Here is a 17,975-nt window from a genome sequence, read left to right on the forward strand (position 1 = left end):
TGTTTCACGTGAAACACACCCCCGTTGAACCGTGAGGTCAGTGCGCGTCGGCGATGTTCTTCGTGCCGATCCGCTTGCGGAACACCCAGTACGTCCAGCTCTGGTAGAGCAGCACGATCGGGGTCGCTACCCCCGCACACCAGGTCATGATCTTCAGCGTGTACGGGCTGGACGAGGCGTTGGAGACCGTGAGGTTCCAGGCGTCGTTCAGCGAGGACGGCATGACGTTCGGGAAGAGCGTCAGGAAGAGCATCGCCACCGCGGCCACGATCGTGAGGCCCGACAGCGCGAACGACCAGCCCTCGCGCCCGATCTTGATGGCCGCGATCGCCCCGACCAGGGCGAGTACCGCGACGGCCATCGCGACCAGGCTCTTCGTGTCACCGCGCGAGGCCTGGGTCCAGATGAGGAAGCCGAGCGCGAGCACGGCCGTCGCCAGCCCCAGCTTGAGCGCCAGCGCCCTCGACCGCTCGCGGATGTCGCCGAGCGTCTTGAGCGAGGCGAACACCGCGCCGTGGAAGGTGAACAGGAAGAGCGTGACCAGGCCGCCCAGGATCGCGTACGGGTTGAGCAGATCCCAGAAGTTGCCCGCGTACTCCATGTGCGCGTCGATCTTCACGCCGCGCACGATGTTGGCGAAGGCCACGCCCCAGAGGAATGCCGGGATGAGCGAGGTCCAGAAGATGGCCTGCTCCCAGTTGCGCTGCCACTTCTCCTCCGGCCGCTTCGCCCGGTATTCGAAGGCGACACCGCGCACGATCAGGCAGACCAAAATGATCAGCAGCGGCAGGTAGAACCCGGAGAAGAGTGTCGCGTACCACTCGGGGAAGGCGGCGAAGGTCGCGCCGCCGGCGGTGAGCAGCCACACCTCGTTGCCGTCCCAGACGGGCCCGATGGTGTTGATCAGAACGCGCTTCTCGGTGCGGTCCCTGGCCAGCAGCTTCGTCAGGATGCCGATCCCGAAGTCGAATCCCTCCAGGAAGAAGTAGCCGATCCACAGGACGGCGATGAGCACGAACCAGACGTCGTGGAGTTGCATGCCTCGATCTCCTCAGCCTCAGTACGAGAAGGCCATCGGCCGGTCGGGGTCGCGGTCGTCCCCGCCGATCTTGGTGGGCGGGTTGAGGTCGGCCTCGGTGAGCTCGGGCGGCCCGGCCTTGACGTACTTGACGAGCAGCTTGACCTCGACCACCGCGAGCACGGCGTACAGCAGCGTGAAGACGATCATTGAGGTGAGGACCTCGCCCTGCGAGACGCTGGGGGAGACCGCGTCCTTGGTGCGCAACACGCCGTACACGACCCAGGGCTGGCGGCCCATCTCGGTGAAGATCCAGCCCCACGAGTTGGCGATCAGCGGGAAGCCGAGCGTCCAGACGGCGAAGAACCAGTACCACTTGGTCAGTCGGGTGCCGAGTGCCGTGCTCTTGAAGAGCACCAGATTCGGCACCTCGTCCTCACCGGTCCGCATCGCCGGCGCCAGCATGAACTTCTTGCGGGTGAGCCAGAGGCCCACGAGGCCGATGACGAAGGACGTCATCCCGAAGCCGATCATCCAGCGGAAGCCCCAGAAGGTGACGGGGATGTTGGGCCGGTAGTCGCCGGGGCCGAACTTCTGCTGCTCCGACTTGTTCACGTCGTTGATGCCGGGGACGTACGAGGAGAAGTTGTTGTCGGCGAGGAAGGACAGTATTCCGGGCACCGAGATCTCGACGTCGTTGTGGCCCTTGGCCACGTCGCCGACGGCGAAGATCGAGAAGGGTGCGGAGTTCTGGCCGTCCCACAGGGCCTCGGCGGCGGCCATCTTCATCGGCTGCTGCTTGAACATGACCTTGCCGAGCGAGTCTCCGCTGACGGCCGTGAGCAGCCCTCCTATCACCAGCGTCACCAGGCCGAGCCGCAGCGAGGTGCGCATTACGGGGATGTGCTTCTTGCGGCGCAGATGGATGGCGGCGACGCCGACCATGAACGCGCCACCGGTGAGGAAGGCCGCGGTCAGCGTGTGGAAGACGACGACGAGCGTGGTGTCCTGGGTCAGGACGTGCCAGAAGTCGGTGAGCTCCGCGCGTCCCGTGGCCTTGTTGAGCTTGTAGCCGACCGGGTGCTGCATCCAGGAGTTGGCCGCCAGGATGAAGTAGGCGGACAACACGGTGCCGATGGAGACCATCCAGATGCAGGCGCAGTGGATCTTCTTCGGCAGCTTGTCCCAGCCGAAGATCCACAGCCCGATGAAGGTGGACTCGAAGAAGAAGGCGATGAGCGCTTCGAAGGCCAGCGGGGCGCCGAAGATGTCGCCGACGAACCGCGAGTAGTCGGACCAGTTCATGCCGAACTGGAATTCCTGGACGATGCCCGTGACCACACCCATCGCGATGTTGATCAGGAAGAGCTTGCCCCAGAACTTGGTCGCCTTGAGGTACTTGTCCTTGCCCGTTCGCACCCAGGCGGTCTCCAGGCCCGCGACGAGCGCGGCGAGCGAGATCGTCAGAGGAACGAAGAGGAAGTGGTAGACGGTGGTGATACCGAACTGCCATCGCGCCAGGGTCTCCGGCGCCAGAGCCAGGTCCACGTCGGCACTCTCCTTACATCGCCGTGGTCACAGCCGCAGCTTGCCCCTTTAATCCCACCGATCTCGGGACGAAGCGGGACACGCTTGTGAACGCGTTCACATTCACAAGCATTATGTCGCACTGGCTGTCGACAGTCTTCAGGGGGGTCCCCTTAAAGCGGGGGCGGCCTTCGGCGGCCACGGCTCGGGGCATGGACACCCCCTTCCCAAGGCTTTCAACATATTGTTGAATTCGGCGCCATGGAGAACCAGCTGCGCATTCGCATCTCATGGCCCGCGGGCAGCCTCACCGCGACGCTCGAAGAAACCCCCACGAGCAAGGCGCTCGCGGGGGCGCTCCCGATCACTTCCACCGCCCACACCTGGGGCGAGGAGGTCTACTTCGACACCCCCCTCTCCCCAGCCCGGGAGCCGGACGCCCGCCAGGTGGTGGAGCCGGGCACGGTGGCGTTCTGGACCGACGGCGACGCGCTCGCTCTTCCGTACGGCCCCACGCCGATCTCGCGAGGCGACGAATGCCGGCTCGCGAGCCCGTGCAACGTCCTCGGCCGGATCGACGGCGACCCCCGGCTGCTCGCCACGGTCCGCTCCGGTGACCCGATCCGCGTCGACGCCGTCTAAGACGCCTCCCGAGGTGCCCTCCCCGGCATCCCCCGAGGCACCTTCCAGGAGCTCAGGAGCCTCAGGGCCCCGGGCCAGCGCTTCAGGCCTGCTTGCGGAAGCCCTCCGCGACCTTCAGGAACAGGTCGTTGGCCTCGCTCTCTCCGATCGTGACGCGCACGCCCTCGCCCGCGAACGGCCGGACCACGACGCCCGCCGCCTCGCACGCCGCGGCGAAGTCGACCGTGCGCTCCCCGAGGCGCAGCCAGACGAAGTTCGCCTGCGTCTCGGGCACGGTCCAGCCCTGCTGCACCAGGCCCCCGTAGACGCGCTCCCGCTCACACACCAACGAGCCGACGCGGCCCATCAGTTCGTCCTCGGCACGCAGCGAGGCGACCGCCGCGTCCTGGGCCAGCTGGCTGACGCCGAAGGGCACGGCCGTCTTGCGCAGCGCCGCCGCGACCGGCTCGTGAGCGACCGCGAAGCCGACCCGCAGCCCGGCGAGGCCGTACGCCTTGGAGAAGGTGCGCAGCACCGCCACGTTCGGCCGGTCGCGGTAGATCTCGATGCCGTCCGGCACCTCGACGTCGCGGATGAACTCCCGGTAGGCCTCGTCGAGCACCACCAGGACGTCCGAGGGCACCCGGTCCAGGAAACGCTCCAGCTCGGCCCGGCGCACCACGGTGCCGGTCGGGTTGTTCGGGTTGCAGACGAAGATCAGCCGAGTCCGGTCGGTGATCGCACCGGCCATCGCGTCGAGGTCGTGCACGTCGCCGGAGGTCAGCGGCACCCGGACGGACGTCGCTCCACTGATCTGGGTGATGATCGGGTACGCCTCGAAGGACCGCCAGGCGTACATGACCTCGTCACCGGGGCCGGACGTGGACTGGATCAGGGACTGCGCCACACCCACCGAGCCCGTGCCGGTGGCCAGGTGCGTGAGGGGGACCCCGAAACGCTCGGCCAGCTCGTTCATCAATCCGGTGCACGCCATGTCCGGATAGCGGTTGAAGTTCCCCGCGGCCGCCATCGCGCTCTCCATCACGCCGGGCAGCGGCGGGTACGGGTTCTCGTTCGAGGAGAGCTTGTAGGCGACCGGGCCGTCGGACGCCGCGGGCTTGCCGGGCTTGTAGGTGGGGATGCCGTCCAGCTCGGCGCGCAGCTTGGGGCTCGTCTCGCTCACCGCAGGTCCTCCTCGACCGTTCCGTGCAGGTGCTGTGCACGCCGCCGCGGACAGCTCCGTACACATCCAATACTCCTCACCTTATGAGGATTCGGCTCCGCTGCGAATAGCGGACGGGGACCGGTTCCCGGCGGGCGTACGGGAAGGGGGGAGCGCTCCCGTTCCGGCCGCGCGCCGGTGGCCCGCGCCGTGGCGCGCATCACCCGTGAGGGTGAGTTGAGGCCTCTCCGAGACTACGGTCAGTTGTCAGCCGCCCATGGGTCGACAAGCGCCACCACAACGCCAGATCACCCAACCCCCTTGCATAACAAGGGCATTGACGGTTTTGGATCATGCAGAAACGTGCCTGTCAACGCGTGCATATGCACTCGGGCCAATCGCCCGTCATCGCCCTACTATCGGCTCGCCATGACAGCAGCAGGGAAGCACCAGGTGAGCCGGTCGACCGGTCGCCGGCTGGGGCGGGCGGGCATTCGGGACGTGGCCGCCGCCGCCGGTGTCTCCATCACGACCGTCTCCGACGCGCTCAACGGCAAGGGCCGGCTCCCCGACGCCACCCGCCGCCACGTCCGCGAGGTCGCAGACCGGCTGGGCTACCGCCCATCCGCAGCGGCCCGCACGCTCCGTACCGGAAAGTCGGGCCTCATCGGCCTGACCGTGACGACCTACGGGGATGAACCTTTCACCTTCACCGAATTCGCGTACTTCGCCGAGATGGCCAGAGCCGCGACCTCGGCCGCGCTGGCCCGCGGCTACGCCCTTGTCATCCTGCCCGCCACCTCACGCCGCAGCCCGGCGGACATCTGGTCGAACGTCGCCCTCGACGGCACCGTCGTCATCGACCCCTCCGACCAGGACCCCGTCGTCACCGAACTCGTACGCCAGGGCCTTCCGGTCGTCTCCGACGGCCGACCGGCGGGCTCCCTGCCCGTCACGGCCTGGGTGGACAACGACCACGAGGCCGCCGTACTCGACCTGCTCGACCATCTCGCCGCCGCCGGCGCCCGCCGGATCGGCCTGCTCACCGGAACCACCACCGACACCTACACCCGACTGTCCACCGAGGCCTATCTGCGCTGGTGCGAACGCGTCGGCCAGGACCCGGTGTACGAGTCCTACCCGGCCCACGACCCCTGTGCGGGCGCCGTCGCAGCCGACCGGCTGCTCGCCCGCCCGGACCGGCCCGACGCCGTGTACGGACTCTTCGACCCCAACGGCACCGACCTGCTCGCGGCCGCCCGGCGCTACGGACTGCGGGTTCCCGAGGACCTGCTCCTCGTGTGCTGCAGCGAGTCCACCGTGTACGCCACCACCGAACCGCCGATCACCACCCTCTCGCTCAAACCGCGGCGGATCGGCACGGCCGTCGTCCAGCTCCTCATCGACGCGATCGAAGGGATCGACAACGGTCACCCGATCGAGCAGGTGATACCGACCGAACTGATCGTGCGGACGTCGTCCCAGCGGCGCCCGCCGCGCACCACGGTCAGCCCGCCCCGCTCACCGGCCAAGGACCAGGCCGGCCCCAACAAGGAGTGAACTCCCGGCCGGGGCGAGGACCCCGGCCGGCTCACGTTGGACTCAAGATCGTCCGAACGGCAGGGATCGGCCACGCCCGGATCGCCATATTGAGGACATAAGCACCCGCGAACACCGCTCGCACCCGGATTGACCACCCCTGGTGCGTCACACAGCATGAGGCGCATTCCTATGATGGGCGCACGACACCACGGATCCCCGCCCGACCTGGCGGCTCCTACGGTGTACGGCGGCGCGACGGTGGTGGAGGGGTCGATGACTCAGGGGGCCGGTCAGGGACCCGTGCGGACGGAGACGTTGCGTGACTTCCGGGTGCCTCCGTACGCGCAACAGACCCCCGTGCCACCGCCGGAGGAACCTCTCGCCTCCCCCGAGCCGGAGGCGCACGTCTTCCGCCAGGAGCCGCCCGCCGGTCACCCGGAAGCGCCCGCGCCCTTCGCGTCCGCTCCGGAACCCGGTGAGACCACCTATTCGGATGACGAGCCCCCCGAGGGCTACACGCCGACCGCGCGCGACCTCCCGGTGATCCGCCGGGGGGACACCGTCAAGCTGCCGACGGTCGAAGCCGTCGCCCCCGAGACGTCCGAGGGCCCCGGCCCGCTGTACGTCGTCGGCGATGTCCACGGCTACCTCGACGAACTCCTGGCCGCCCTGCGCGCGCAGGGCCTCATCGACGAGTCCGGCAACTGGGCCGCGGGCACCGCCCGCCTCTGGTTCCTCGGCGACTTCACCGACCGGGGCCCCGACGGCATCGGCGTCATCGACCTGGTCATGCGGCTCTCCGCCGAGGCCGCGGCCGCCGGCGGCTACTGCAAAGCCCTCATGGGCAACCACGAGCTGCTGCTCATCGGCGCCAAGCGGTTCTCGGACACACCGGTCAACTCCGGCGCGGGAACCGCCACCTTCCAGGCCGCCTGGCTGCTCAACGGCGGCCAGAAGGCCGACATGGACCGGCTCCAGGACGTACACCTGCAGTGGATGTCCCGGCTCGACGCGATCGAGCAGGAGGACGACCACCTCCTGATGCACTCCGACACCACCGCCTATCTGGATTACGGCGACTCCATCGAGGCGGTCAACGACACCGTCCACGCCATCCTCAACCGCAACGACGCCGACGAGTGCTGGGACCTGTTCCGCAAGTTCACCAAGCGCTTCGCCTTCCGTGACGAGTCGGGCCCGCAGGCCGCGCGCGAGCTGCTCTCGGCGTACGGCGGGCAGCGCGTGGTGCACGGCCACAGCCCGATTCCGTATCTGCTCGGCGAGGTCGGCACCGAGGACGGCGAGGAGGACTCGCGCCCGGTGGTCGAAGGACCGCATGTGTACGCCGACGGTCTTGCCATCGCCATGGACGGCGGCGTGACCATGGCCGGAAAACTGCTGGTCCAGCAACTTCCGTTGCATGACTGACGGTTGACCGGGAAGGCGTTCTGCACAGCGCCGGGTATGCCATTTCCGGAAACACCCTGTCACCCCGTGCCGTAGCGGCTCTACCATCGGGTTATCCGTAGCAGGCTCTCCTCCGTTTCCGCCCAACTGCCCGTTCATCAGGCGGGCTTCCCGGCCCTACGGAGCATCGGGGGATGCACATGAACAGCGCTCCGCACCTGCTCGCCGAGGACCGCCCGGAGTTCGAGCGGATCCTCGACGAGGCACTGCGCACCGCGCATGAACGGCCCGAGCTGTCCGGTATCGGCGACCGCCTCAACGCCGTGCAACTGCGCACCATGGTGCTCGCCGCCGGCACGTTCGTCACCGAGCGGGCCGCCGCCGAGTACGAGAACTACGTCAACGCCCGCGAAAAGCTGCGCTCGCCCTCCACGGCCGCCGCGCACGACTCCGTCCTTGCGGCCGCCGACGGCGTGGGCCTTGAGCCCTCGGGCGCGGGCATCGGCGCGGTCGTCGCCGTGCTCGCCCCGGTGCTCGCCGGGACCGCCGCCGCGATCTTCCTGCTGGTCGGCTACATCCTGAAGATGCTCAACCCGGTGCCGGCCTTCGCCGACACCATGCTGACGGCGGGCTGGTTCTTCGGCGCGCTGACCGCCGCCGCGATACTCGCCGCCGCCGTCGGACTGCTGATCACCGCGGTGCGCAACGGCGCGACGCAGGTCGTGGCCATCGACGAGGACAGTGAGGCGGACGCCCCCGACGAACGGACCCAGGAGTTCGCCCGCGCCCGCGAGGCCTGGCGCCACGCCCTCCTTGAGCGCGGCATCTACCCGTTCCTTCGCGACGCGCTCGCCGACCCGAGCGTCGACCCCGGCGCCCCGGCACCGCGCCGCCCGATCGGCCGCATCCCCACCCTCGGCTACGACCGCCCGGGCTTCGACAGCCCCGACGAGGGCGGCTCCCCCACCAGCCACCCCAGCTTCACCAGCCCTGACTTCACCAGCCCTGACTTCGGCGGGCCCGAGCACCAGCCGGACTAGGCCTGCGGAGGCGCCGCTCCGGGAGCCGGTCGCTCCCGGGGCAGCGCGGACACCGCATCGCCTCAGTCGGCGATCGGCAGATAGACCCGGTTGCCCGCGTCCGCGAACTCCTTGGACTTCTCCGCCATCCCGGCCTCGATCTCGTCGGACTTGAGGTCGCCGCCGTGCTCGCGGCGGATGTCCTGGGAGATCTTCATCGAGCAGAACTTCGGACCGCACATCGAGCAGAAGTGCGCGGTCTTGGCCGGCTCCGCGGGCAGCGTCTCGTCGTGGAACTCCCGGGCGGTGTCCGGGTCGAGGGCCAGATTGAACTGGTCCTCCCAGCGGAACTCGAACCGGGCGTCCGAGAGCGCGTCGTCCCACTCCTGCGCGCCCGGGTGCCCCTTGGCCAGGTCCGCCGCGTGTGCGGCGATCTTGTACGTGATGACGCCGGTCTTCACGTCATCGCGGTTGGGCAGGCCGAGGTGCTCCTTGGGCGTGACGTAGCAGAGCATCGCGGTGCCCCACCAGGCGATCATCGCCGCACCGATGCCGGAGGTGATGTGGTCGTAGGCGGGCGCCACATCGGTGGTCAGCGGCCCCAGGGTGTAGAACGGGGCCTCCTCGCAGATCTCCTGCTGGAGGTCGATGTTCTCCTTGATCTTGTGCATCGGGACGTGTCCCGGGCCCTCGATCATCGTCTGTACGTTGTGACGCTTGGCGATCGTGTTGAGTTCCCCGAGCGTGCGCAGCTCCGCGAACTGGGCCTCGTCGTTGGCGTCCGCGATGGAGCCGGGCCGCAGGCCGTCGCCGAGCGAGTACGTCACGTCGTAGGCCGCGAGGATCTCGCAGAGCTCCTCGAAGTTCTCGTACAGGAACGACTCCTTGTGGTGCGCCAGGCACCAGGCCGCCATGATCGAACCGCCGCGCGAGACGATGCCGGTCTTGCGGCGGGCGGTCAGCGGCACGTACCGCAGCAGCACGCCGGCGTGAACCGTCATGTAGTCGACGCCCTGCTCGGCCTGCTCGATGACCGTGTCCTTGTAGATGTCCCAGGTCAGTTCCTCGGCGCGGCCGTCGACCTTCTCCAGGGCCTGGTACAGCGGCACCGTGCCGATGGGGACGGGGGAGTTGCGCAGTACCCACTCACGGGTGGTGTGGATGTTGCGGCCCGTGGAGAGGTCCATGACCGTGTCCGCGCCCCATTGCGTGGCCCACGTCATCTTGTCGACCTCTTCCTCAATGGAGGAGGTGACCGCGGAGTTCCCGATGTTGGCGTTGACCTTCACCAGGAACCGCTTGCCGATGATCATCGGCTCGATCTCGGGGTGGTTGATGTTGGCGGGCAGCACGGCGCGGCCCGCCGCGATCTCCTCGCGGACGACCTCGGGGGAGACGTTCTCGCGGATCGCGACGTACTCCATCTCCGGGGTGATCTCGCCGCGGCGCGCGTACGCGAGCTGGGTGACGGCCTGGCCGCCGCGGCCCCGGCGGGGCTGGCGCGGGCGGCCCGGGAAGACCGCGTCGAGGTTCTTCAGACCCCCGCGCGGCGAGGTGTGCTTGATGCCGTCGTCCTCGGGGCGGACCGGCCGGCCCGCGTACTCCTCGGTGTCGCCGCGCCCGATGATCCAGTTCTCCCGGAGCGGGGCGAGGCCGCGGCGGACGTCGGTCTCGACGTTCGGGTCGGTGTACGGCCCCGACGTGTCGTACAGCGTCACGTCCTTGCCGTTGGTGAGGTGCACCTGGCGGACCGGCACCCGGAGGTCGGGGCGTGAACCCTCCACGTACCCCTTGTGCCAGCCGATGGACTTCCCGCTCTCCTCAGTGCTGGAGGCAGGCGTGCGTGCGTCCTGAATGGTCATGAGACCTACTCCCTACGCCGGCATTACCCGGTAACAGGTTCGGCGGTCGGCGCAGCCGTTCCCGTACGGTTCGTACGGATATCAGCGCCCTCTCAGCCCGGTGCTCCGAGCTCCCGCGTGTGCAAAGGTGTCACCACGCTAGCGTCATCACTGGCGCGCTGAACAGAGGGCCCCCTCGGTTCTTGCGATGATCGGGCGGTGACCTCATCAGAACCGCACCATCCGCACCAGCACGGCGGACACGGCCACGGGCACGGCCACTCGCACAGCCACGGGCCTGCCGCGCCCGTCTCCAAGCACCTGCGCAAAGTCATCGCCGCTGTGCTGATTCCTTTCTCCACGGCGGTACTTGTGGGTCTCGTGGTGCTCTGGCCGGGCGGCGCACCGCCGCACCAGCGCACCGGCGTCGGCTTCGACCGCCAGACCCAGCAGGCCAAGGTCATCAAAGTGGACAAGGTGGACTGCAAGTCGGTCAACGCCGGTCAGACCCCGTCGAACGGCGACACCTCCACTGCCGAGGGCCGGCAGGCCAAGAACGCTCAGCAGGGCCTGTGCGGAAAGGCCACCGTCGAGGTCACCTCGGGCAAGGAGAAGGGCCGCACCTTCACCGAGATCGTCCAGCCAGACTCGCCCCGCCAACTGCACACCGGGCAGGACGTGATCGTCGCGTACGCCCCGGACGCACCCCATGACCTGCAGTATTCGGTGACGGACGTGAACCGCAGGTTCCCGATGGCGCTGCTCGCCGGGATCTTCGCGCTCGCCGTCGTGGTCGTCGGCCGGCTGCGCGGGGTGATGGCGCTGATCGCGCTGGTGGTCTCGTTCGCCATCTTGACGCTGTTCATCCTCCCGGCGGTTCTGCAGGGCTCCAATCCGCTGCTCGTGGCGGTGGTCGGGGCGAGTGCCATCATGCTGATCGCGCTCTACATGTGCCACGGCCTGTCCGCGCGCACCTCCGTCGCCGTGCTCGGCACCCTCGTCTCGCTGATGCTGATCGGGCTGCTCGGCTCGCTGTTCATCGGCTGGGCCTCGCTCACCGGCAACACCGATGACAACACCGGCCTGATCCACGGCCTCTATCCGAACATCGACATGTCCGGCCTGCTGCTCGCCGGCGTCATCATCGGCTCGCTCGGCGTCCTGGACGATGTGACGGTCACTCAGACATCCGCGGTGTGGGAGCTGCACGAGGCGAACCCGACGATGGGCCCGCGCGGCCTGTACCGGGCGGGTATCCGGATCGGCCGCGACCACATCGCGTCGGTGGTGAACACCCTGGTGCTCGCCTACGCGGGCGCCGCGCTGCCCCTGTTGCTGCTGTTCTCGATCGCGCAGAGCAGCGTGGGCACGGTGGCCAACAGCGAGCTGGTCGCCGAGGAGATCGTCCGCACGCTGGTCGGGTCGATCGGCCTGGTCGCCTCGGTGCCCCTGACCACCGCGCTCGCCGCCCTGGTCGTCTCCGCCGACCGGCCGGCCACCGAGGCACGCCCGTCGCAGCGCCGGGGGCCGGTACGCGGCGGAGGCGGCCGCCGCCGCAAGAAGTAGCCGGTCAGCCCGCGTTCTCCTCGGCGAGGATGCGCCCGAGCGCGTCCTCCAGGTGCTCGTCGAACTCCCCGAGCGTCCACTCCTGCCCCAGAGGTACGAGCTTGTCGGTGCGGTCGAGGAACGCCACCAGCGGCGCGACGCCGGCCCGGAAGAGGGCGCGGTCGCCGCCCACCTGGAGCCGGATGTGTACGTCGGAAAGCTCCTCGGGCACGCTGGGCTCGACCCGCACATCACCGTCCCCGGCAGGCCTGTTGATGCCGTCGAGCAGCAGCTCACGGCCGAAGGCCCAGGTGACGGGCGCGTCGCCGGGGAGGTGGAAGGTCATGCGCACCGCGTAAGGATCCGCCGCCTCGTACGTCAGCTCCACCGGGATCCGGAAGGAAAGCTCTTCGGAGACGAGGAAGTTCATCATCACTTCTGCCTCAACCGACTCACGCATCACACGTACCCCGCTTTAGCTGAATCTGGCCAGGATTGATCCCCCATGGCCCTCTTGACGCCATCGTGCTGTAAGCGCTAACAGATCACAAGGAGTGAGTTTTCAGATACTGATAGAGAACGCGAGCGAACTGAGCAGAGTTCCCACTTCGCCACGCAGCCGCTCGATGGCGGGCAACAGGCGTTCTTCCTGGTGAATGGGTACGGAAATGGCCATCGTCGCGGCGCTGGAGCCGGTCGCGACGGGGATGGCGGCGCAGACGGTGCCCAGGGCGTACTCCTGCCGTTCGACGACCGGTTGCATACGCTCCGTAGCCGCCAGCCGGTCGGTCAGGGCGCGCCGGTCCCGCACGGTGTAGGGCGTGATCGCCTCGACCGGGTGCCGGTCCAGGTAGTCCTCACGGGTGCGGTCGTCGAGCTGGCTGAGCAGGCACTGGCCGATCGCGTGGGCGTGCCCGGTCTCGCGGAAGTCGGCCCATTCCTCGACGGCGGGCGCGGCAGGGGTGTCGGCAACCCCGGCGATCTCGATCTCACCCTCGCGGTAGACGGCGAAGTAGACGGGCACCCCGATGGAGTCCCGCCAGCGGCCGAGCGAGTCGGTGATCTTGCTGCGACGATTCTGCAGGGCTCCGCCGTACGCCAGCCGCTCGGCTGCCGGGCCGAAGACGAACACCCCGTTCTGGCGCCGCAGATAGCCCTCGTGGGTCAGGGTCCGCAGCAGGTGGTACGCGGTGGGAAGCGGCAGTCCGGCCTCGCGCGCCAGTTGTTTGGCGGGGGCGCCGTCCGTGTGGGAGCCCACTGCTTCCAGCAGGCGCAGGGCCCGCTGGACCGAGCCGATCAGGGTAGGGACGGCGGCATTCGAAGCCGTGGCCACAGGTCACCCCCAGGCGTGCTGACGGGCAACCCGCCCGCCCGCGGGGGCCACCCCCGCGCGCCCGCCGCGATCCCCCCCGGGGCGGCTGCACGGGCCGGTCGGACCGGTGGTCGGATGCGGTCAGGACCCGTGGTTCCCAAGGGGCGGCAGAGGCTTGCCACTCTATGGCCGGCCTCGTAAGGGAAGGGGGTTCGGCGAGGTCCGTTCCCCCGGCCGGGCTAATCCCCCCGCGCCCTGGACACGGCTCGCCGCGTCCGTCCGGGCCTCTGTTCGGCCCGGTGCGGGCTCCGGGCGGAATCGCGTGTTCCGCCCGGGCCCGGCTACCAGTCGCTGTGCGAGGAGGACGAGGACGACATGAACCTCCGCACCAGGTAGATCAGACCGCCGACCAGGGCCACGAAGACCAGGACCTTGAAGAGCAGCCCGAACAGGAAGCCGACCACGCTCGCGATCAGGCCGCCGAACACGACCAGGGCGATGACGGGCACGGCCACCCACTTCACCCACCAGGGCATCCCCGCGAATATCTCCCGTGCGGCCATCGTCCTTACCTCTTTCTGTCGGTATTTCTGTCGGTTCAGGAGTTCTGTGCTTTCGACACTCTCGATGCTAGGGGCGCGAGGGTGCCGAGCGGGGCCCTCACAGCCCTTGAACTCCCCTGACCGAACCCCTAGGGAGAACCGGGGGCGACCCTCAGCTCTCAGGCGGAGAGAAGACCACCAGAACCCTCAGGTCCTCGGTGATGTGGTGGAACTTGTGCGCCACCCCCGCCGGCACATAGACCACACTGCCCCTCGCGACCTGCGTCGTCTCCAGGCCCACGGTGATCGAGGCGCGGCCGCTGACCACGAAGTAGATCTCGTCCTGGGCGTGCGGGGACTGAGGGTCGTGCGCGCCGGCGTCGAGGGCGTACAGCCCCGCCGACATGTTCCGCTCGCGCAGAAACTGCAGATACGCACCGTCGTTGGCGGCTCGTTCCGCCTCCAACTCGTCGAGCCGGAAATCTTTCATCGTCTCTGCCCCTGCGCTTGTGCCGATCACGTCTGCCACGATCAGACCCATGAAGAATTTCGTAGTCAAGACGATCGCCAACGCCGCCGCCCTCGCGGTGGCCATCTGGCTCGTGAAGAACATCACCCTGACCGGCGACAACACCGGCAAGAAGGCGCTGACGCTGGTTCTTGTCGCGCTGGTCTTCGGCGTGGTGAATTTCGTCGTGAAGCCCGTCGTGAAGTTCCTGTCGTTCCCCCTCTTCATCCTCACGCTCGGCCTGATCACGCTGGTGATCAACGCGTTGATGCTGCTCCTCACCTCGTGGCTCGCCGACAAGCTCAACCTGAGCTTCCACGTCGAGGGCTTCTGGACCGCCGTGCTCGGCGCCCTGATCATCTCGATCGTGTCCTGGGCGATGCACGTCGTCCTGCCCGACGGCAAGGACTGAGTGTTGACCAACCTCTATTCCGGCTGTTTTGGCCAACTGGAGCGTGTGGCATGACAGGTGACGGCACTCGATCCGTACGCGCCGGGCTTCCCGAGCCGGTGGCCTACGAACCCTCCCTGCCCGGGCCGGTGTTCGCCGCCCACTTCCATCTGCCCGGAGAAGCGGCCGGGCCGTACACCTACGGCCGCGACACCAACCCGACATGGACCCATCTGGAGAGGGCCATCGCCGAGTTGGAGTCCCCGGACGAGAGCGCCGAGGCGATCGTCTTCGCCTCCGGAATGGCGGCGATCTCGGCGGTGCTGCTCTCCCAGGCGCGCTCCGGCGACACGGTGGTCCTGCCGGACGACGGCTATCAGGCCCTGCCGCTGGTCCGTGAGCAGTTGGAGGCGTACGGCATCGAGGTGCGTACCGCGCCGACCGCCGGCGATGCCCAACTGGCCCACCTGGACGGCGCGAAGCTGCTCTGGATCGAGACCCCCTCCAACCCGGGGCTCGACGTGTGCGACGTACGCCGACTGGCGCGGGCCGCGCACGACGCGGGCGCGCTGGTGGCGGTCGACAACACACTGTCCACGCCGCTCGGGCAGCGTCCCCTCGAACTCGGCGCGGACTTCGCGGTCGCCAGCGGCACCAAGGGCCTGACCGGGCACGGCGACCTACTGCTCGGCTATGTGGTGTGCCGCGATCCACACCTCGCCGCACGCGTACGCAAGTGGCGCAAGGTCGTTGGCGCGATCCCGGGACCGATGGAGGCCTGGCTGGCCCACCGGTCCCTCGCGACCCTGCACCTGCGCGCCGACCGGCAGGCCGCGAACGCCTTGGCGCTCGCAGAAGCGCTGACGAAGCGCGGCGAGGTGACGGGCCTGCGCTACCCGGGCCTGCCCTCGGACCCCTCGTACCGCCTGGCCTCGGCGCAGATGCGGCGCTTCGGATGCGTGGTCTCCTTCGACCTCCCCGACCGCGCCTTCGCCGAACGGTTCCTGGAGTCGCTGAGCCTGGTCGACGACGCCACGAGCTTCGGCAGCGTCCGCTCCACAGCCGAACGACGCGGCCGTTGGGGTGGCGACGCGGTGTCAGAGGGCTTCATCCGCTTCTCGGTCGGCGCGGAGGACGCCCCGGATCTGATCGCGGACGTGGAACGCGCGCTGGACGAGGCGGGTTCGGGCGGGTGAGGCCGAGGCATCCGCGTTCATGAGCCAGGAACCCGCAGCCGGATGCCGTACGTAAGACGGACGGCCCGAGCCTCCCCCCTCATGGCTCGGACCGCCCCGGTTCTCGCGCGCCAAGAACCGCTCGGACAAGGCTAGTTGACTCTGCGTCAGTGTCCAATCACGGTAGCGACAGAGACCTATCGACATATTTATAGTTGTGTCCGGCCGGGGACGTCGTGAGGCAGTTCAGGACGGGAGGGCACAGCATGGATCTTGCCCTGCTGCGTACGTTCGTCACCGTGCACCGGGCCGGCTCCTTCACCCGCGCCGCGGCACTGCTCGGGCTCTCGCAGCCCGCGGTGACCAGCCAGATACGCACCCTGGAGCGGCAGTTGGGCCGCCCCCTCTTCCTGCGCCAGGCGCGCGGGGTGACCCCGACGACCATCGGCGACGAGCTGGCCCAGCGGGCCGCGCCGCATCTGGACGCGCTCGTCGAGATCACGGAGGCCGGCCTCAGCGAGGAGCCGGGCCTGCGGACCCTGCACCTGGCCGGGCCGCCGGAGTTCACCTCGCTGCGTGCCCTGCCCGCACTCACCCGGCTCCTCCCACAGGGCCTCGCGCTGCGGGTCTCCTTCGGCAGTGCCGAGGAAACACTGGAGGGCTTGGCCGCCGGACACCACGATCTGGCCATCACCACCGCCCGGCCACGCGGCCGGCTGCTGTCCTCGACTCCGCTGTGCGACGAGGAACACGTGCTGGTCGCCGGGGTGCGCTGGGCGGCACGGCTCGGGCCGGGGGCGCTGCGGCACGGCGGGCCCGAGATCCTGGAGCCCATACCCGTCGTGGAGGTGCACGAGTCGCTGCCCCTGGTGACGCGCTACTGGGCGTCGGTGTTCGACGCCAAACCTGCCTCCGCGGGCACGGTCGTCGCGCCCGACCTGCGGGCGGTCCTCGCCGCGGTGGCGGCCGGAGCGGGCCTGGCGGTACTGCCGCGCTACCTGTGCGAGACCGCCCTGGAGCAGGGCGAGGTGGTGGCGCTCCTCGACCCTCCGGTGCCGCCGCTGCGCACCTACTTCCTCGCCGTGCGCACCGGCACACTCGGCTTCGCGCACATCGCGCGGGCGCAGGAATGGCTGCTGCGCGCTGCGGCCGACTGGGGCTGAGGAGCGGCGGGGGAGGCCGGGGGAGTTTCGCAGAGGTCCCTTCGGGCCACATTTCTCCCATGACCGTACGTCCAGTGGTCAAGCGCACCGCACGAGCCGTTCTGCTCGACGGCGACGACCTGATTCTGATCAAGCGCACCAAGCCCGGCATGGATCCGTACTGGCTCACCCCAGGTGGCGGCGTCGAACCCGAGGACTCCACCGTCGTCGAGGCCCTGCACCGCGAGGTGCACGAGGAACTCGGCGCGAAGATCACCGACGTGGTGCCCTGCTTCGTCGACACCGTCGAACACATCGGGGCCGACGGCGGCGCGACCGGAGTGAAGGTGCAGCACTTCTTCGTCTGCCGCCTCGACTCCATGGACCCCTCGCTGCGGCACGGCCCCGAGATCGAAGAGCCCTGCGGGGAGTACGAGATCGTCCGCATCCCGTTCACCCGCGTCGGCATCGCCTCGGTTCACCTCGTCCCGCTGTCCCTCAGGCACTACCTGGACGGCAACATCGAGGGCGTGCGGGCCATGCACGCACCCGACCTGGGCTAACCGACGCCGCAAACCAGCGCGTAAGCCTCACGGAGGTCGCCACCCGTGTACGTGTGGGTGGCGAGGCCCGCGAGATGGTGGTCGGCGTTCACCGCAACCGACACGGGCACCGCCGCGAAGAGGTCCACGTCGGACATCGAGTCCCCGTACGCCACACAGCTCCGGGGACCGACACCGAACTCGGCGCACAGCCGGTTCATGATGCTGACCTTGGCGGCCGGACTGAGGATTCCGGCCGGGTCCACGGGGCGCGTGAACGGCACGTCCGGGAAGAGGGAGCCGTGGGCTGCGTGGGCCCCCCACGCGAGCAGCCGCTCCACGAAGAAGGACGGGGAGAGCGAGATGACGGCGCAGTAGTCGCCCCGCTCGCGGATCTCCCGCCAGACGTCCTGGATCCCGGTGAGCCAGGGAGCGGTCGCGAAGGCGGTCGCCACATGGACCTCGGTGAGCCCGGCCCACAGGGCGTGCACGCGCACCGCATACTCGGGCGGCCCGATCCGGCCCGTGGAAAGCTCCCGCTCCAGCTCGCCGATCTCGCTGAGCAGTCCGAGCTGCCGGGATATCTCGACCGGTGCGGCGGAACCCCGTATGAGCGTTCCGTCGAGGTCGAAGAGGTGAAGTCTCGCCATGTACGCCGAGGCTAGTACGTGGGGTTACTCC

The 17,975-nt window shown here is 68.9% G+C and carries 18 protein-coding genes; 9 read left to right on the forward strand and 9 right to left on the reverse strand.

What is annotated here, in order from left to right:
• Positions 1–37: 37 nt before the first annotated feature.
• Positions 38–1,039: a cytochrome d ubiquinol oxidase subunit II gene (cydB, locus tag ACWC2B_RS11550; RefSeq protein ID WP_450716276.1), complete on the reverse strand. Its 1,002-nt coding sequence runs from the start codon at positions 1,037–1,039 to the stop codon at positions 38–40.
• A gap of 18 nt (positions 1,040–1,057) precedes the next feature.
• Complete coding sequence (locus ACWC2B_RS11555) at positions 1,058–2,566, reverse strand: cytochrome ubiquinol oxidase subunit I (RefSeq protein WP_450716277.1); 1,509 nt, start codon at positions 2,564–2,566, stop codon at positions 1,058–1,060.
• Between the two features lie 240 nt (positions 2,567–2,806).
• Here ACWC2B_RS11555 and ACWC2B_RS11560 point away from each other — a divergent pair, with 240 nt between their 5' ends.
• Positions 2,807–3,187 (forward strand): cyclophilin-like fold protein, encoded by a 381-nt coding sequence (locus ACWC2B_RS11560; protein WP_450716278.1) that lies wholly within the window; start codon positions 2,807–2,809, stop codon positions 3,185–3,187.
• 82 nt (positions 3,188–3,269) lie between these two features.
• On the opposite strand, the gene hisC is transcribed toward ACWC2B_RS11560, so the two are convergent.
• On the reverse strand, positions 3,270–4,349 hold the full coding sequence (hisC, locus tag ACWC2B_RS11565; protein ID WP_450716279.1) for a histidinol-phosphate transaminase: 1,080 nt from the start codon (positions 4,347–4,349) through the stop codon (positions 3,270–3,272).
• A 408-nt stretch (positions 4,350–4,757) separates the two neighbouring features.
• Between hisC and ACWC2B_RS11570 the strand changes: the two genes are divergently transcribed.
• The 3 genes from ACWC2B_RS11570 (at position 4,758) to ACWC2B_RS11580 (ending at position 8,317) form a co-directional block, all read left to right on the forward strand.
• A complete protein-coding gene (locus ACWC2B_RS11570) occupies positions 4,758–5,888 on the forward strand; it encodes a LacI family DNA-binding transcriptional regulator (RefSeq protein ID WP_450716280.1) in 1,131 nt (376 codons plus the stop codon).
• 255 nt (positions 5,889–6,143) lie between these two features.
• Positions 6,144–7,298, forward strand: a complete 1,155-nt coding sequence (locus ACWC2B_RS11575) for a metallophosphoesterase (RefSeq protein WP_450716281.1) — start codon at positions 6,144–6,146, stop codon at positions 7,296–7,298.
• Positions 7,299–7,471: 173 nt separating this feature from the next.
• Complete coding sequence (locus tag ACWC2B_RS11580; protein WP_450716282.1) at positions 7,472–8,317, forward strand: hypothetical protein; 846 nt, start codon at positions 7,472–7,474, stop codon at positions 8,315–8,317.
• Between the two features lie 62 nt (positions 8,318–8,379).
• Here ACWC2B_RS11580 and thiC read toward each other — a convergent pair whose 3' ends face one another.
• A complete protein-coding gene (thiC, locus tag ACWC2B_RS11585; RefSeq protein ID WP_226598987.1) occupies positions 8,380–10,158 on the reverse strand; it encodes a phosphomethylpyrimidine synthase ThiC in 1,779 nt (592 codons plus the stop codon).
• A 198-nt stretch (positions 10,159–10,356) separates the two neighbouring features.
• On the opposite strand from thiC, the gene ACWC2B_RS11590 reads away from it, so the two are divergent.
• The gene (locus tag ACWC2B_RS11590; RefSeq protein WP_450716283.1) at positions 10,357–11,703 is read left to right on the forward strand and encodes a YibE/F family protein; all 1,347 of its coding nucleotides are present in this window, start codon (positions 10,357–10,359) and stop codon (positions 11,701–11,703) included.
• A gap of 4 nt (positions 11,704–11,707) precedes the next feature.
• On the opposite strand, the gene ACWC2B_RS11595 is transcribed toward ACWC2B_RS11590, so the two are convergent.
• The 4 genes from ACWC2B_RS11595 to ACWC2B_RS11610 all read right to left on the reverse strand — a co-directional run bounded on the left by ACWC2B_RS11595 (position 11,708) and on the right by ACWC2B_RS11610 (position 14,026).
• Positions 11,708–12,142: an SsgA family sporulation/cell division regulator gene (locus ACWC2B_RS11595; protein WP_450716284.1), complete on the reverse strand. Its 435-nt coding sequence runs from the start codon at positions 12,140–12,142 to the stop codon at positions 11,708–11,710.
• Between the two features lie 102 nt (positions 12,143–12,244).
• Positions 12,245–13,015 (reverse strand): IclR family transcriptional regulator, encoded by a 771-nt coding sequence (locus tag ACWC2B_RS11600; protein WP_450716285.1) that lies wholly within the window; start codon positions 13,013–13,015, stop codon positions 12,245–12,247.
• Positions 13,016–13,335: 320 nt separating this feature from the next.
• Positions 13,336–13,557 carry a DUF5326 family protein gene (locus ACWC2B_RS11605; protein WP_398874293.1) on the reverse strand — a complete coding sequence of 74 codons (222 nt, stop codon included), beginning with the start codon at positions 13,555–13,557 and terminating at the stop codon, positions 13,336–13,338.
• A gap of 151 nt (positions 13,558–13,708) precedes the next feature.
• Positions 13,709–14,026 carry a cupin domain-containing protein gene (locus ACWC2B_RS11610; protein ID WP_189965740.1) on the reverse strand — a complete coding sequence of 106 codons (318 nt, stop codon included), beginning with the start codon at positions 14,024–14,026 and terminating at the stop codon, positions 13,709–13,711.
• Positions 14,027–14,075: 49 nt separating this feature from the next.
• Between ACWC2B_RS11610 and ACWC2B_RS11615 the strand changes: the two genes are divergently transcribed.
• The 4 genes from ACWC2B_RS11615 to ACWC2B_RS11630 all read left to right on the forward strand — a co-directional run bounded on the left by ACWC2B_RS11615 (position 14,076) and on the right by ACWC2B_RS11630 (position 17,315).
• Positions 14,076–14,456 carry a phage holin family protein gene (locus ACWC2B_RS11615; RefSeq protein WP_450716286.1) on the forward strand — a complete coding sequence of 127 codons (381 nt, stop codon included), beginning with the start codon at positions 14,076–14,078 and terminating at the stop codon, positions 14,454–14,456.
• A gap of 50 nt (positions 14,457–14,506) precedes the next feature.
• Entirely contained in the window at positions 14,507–15,631 is a 1,125-nt protein-coding gene (locus ACWC2B_RS11620; RefSeq protein WP_450716287.1) for a cystathionine gamma-lyase, read from the forward strand.
• A 245-nt stretch (positions 15,632–15,876) separates the two neighbouring features.
• Positions 15,877–16,773: a LysR family transcriptional regulator gene (locus tag ACWC2B_RS11625; RefSeq protein ID WP_450716288.1), complete on the forward strand. Its 897-nt coding sequence runs from the start codon at positions 15,877–15,879 to the stop codon at positions 16,771–16,773.
• Between the two features lie 59 nt (positions 16,774–16,832).
• Complete coding sequence (locus tag ACWC2B_RS11630; RefSeq protein ID WP_053724685.1) at positions 16,833–17,315, forward strand: NUDIX domain-containing protein; 483 nt, start codon at positions 16,833–16,835, stop codon at positions 17,313–17,315.
• Here the strand turns inward: ACWC2B_RS11630 and ACWC2B_RS11635 are convergent.
• Complete coding sequence (locus tag ACWC2B_RS11635) at positions 17,312–17,944, reverse strand: HAD family hydrolase (protein ID WP_450716289.1); 633 nt, start codon at positions 17,942–17,944, stop codon at positions 17,312–17,314. The genes ACWC2B_RS11630 and ACWC2B_RS11635 overlap by 4 nt on opposite strands.
• Between the last annotated feature and the right edge of the window lie 31 nt (positions 17,945–17,975).

The sequence above is a fragment of the Streptomyces sp. NPDC001415 genome (genome assembly GCF_053597395.1).

Excerpts from the sequence above, each read along its gene's own strand:
- ACWC2B_RS11610 (WP_189965740.1), bottom strand. The coding sequence starts at position 14,026 with ATGAAAGATTTCCGGCTCGACGAGTTGGAGGCGGAACGAGCCGCCAAC.
- ACWC2B_RS11625 (WP_450716288.1), top strand. The coding sequence starts at position 15,877 with ATGGATCTTGCCCTGCTGCGTACGTTCGTCACCGTGCACCGGGCCGGC.
- ACWC2B_RS11630 (WP_053724685.1), top strand. The coding sequence starts at position 16,833 with ATGACCGTACGTCCAGTGGTCAAGCGCACCGCACGAGCCGTTCTGCTC.
- ACWC2B_RS11580 (WP_450716282.1), top strand. The coding sequence starts at position 7,472 with ATGCACATGAACAGCGCTCCGCACCTGCTCGCCGAGGACCGCCCGGAG.
- ACWC2B_RS11605 (WP_398874293.1), bottom strand. The coding sequence starts at position 13,557 with ATGGCCGCACGGGAGATATTCGCGGGGATGCCCTGGTGGGTGAAGTGG.
- ACWC2B_RS11575 (WP_450716281.1), top strand. The coding sequence starts at position 6,144 with ATGACTCAGGGGGCCGGTCAGGGACCCGTGCGGACGGAGACGTTGCGT.
- ACWC2B_RS11595 (WP_450716284.1), bottom strand. The coding sequence starts at position 12,142 with ATGCGTGAGTCGGTTGAGGCAGAAGTGATGATGAACTTCCTCGTCTCC.
- ACWC2B_RS11620 (WP_450716287.1), top strand. The coding sequence starts at position 14,507 with ATGACAGGTGACGGCACTCGATCCGTACGCGCCGGGCTTCCCGAGCCG.
- ACWC2B_RS11615 (WP_450716286.1), top strand. The coding sequence starts at position 14,076 with ATGAAGAATTTCGTAGTCAAGACGATCGCCAACGCCGCCGCCCTCGCG.
- ACWC2B_RS11570 (WP_450716280.1), top strand. The coding sequence starts at position 4,758 with ATGACAGCAGCAGGGAAGCACCAGGTGAGCCGGTCGACCGGTCGCCGG.
- thiC (WP_226598987.1), bottom strand. The coding sequence starts at position 10,158 with ATGACCATTCAGGACGCACGCACGCCTGCCTCCAGCACTGAGGAGAGC.
- cydB (WP_450716276.1), bottom strand. The coding sequence starts at position 1,039 with ATGCAACTCCACGACGTCTGGTTCGTGCTCATCGCCGTCCTGTGGATC.
- ACWC2B_RS11635 (WP_450716289.1), bottom strand. The coding sequence starts at position 17,944 with ATGGCGAGACTTCACCTCTTCGACCTCGACGGAACGCTCATACGGGGT.
- ACWC2B_RS11560 (WP_450716278.1), top strand. The coding sequence starts at position 2,807 with ATGGAGAACCAGCTGCGCATTCGCATCTCATGGCCCGCGGGCAGCCTC.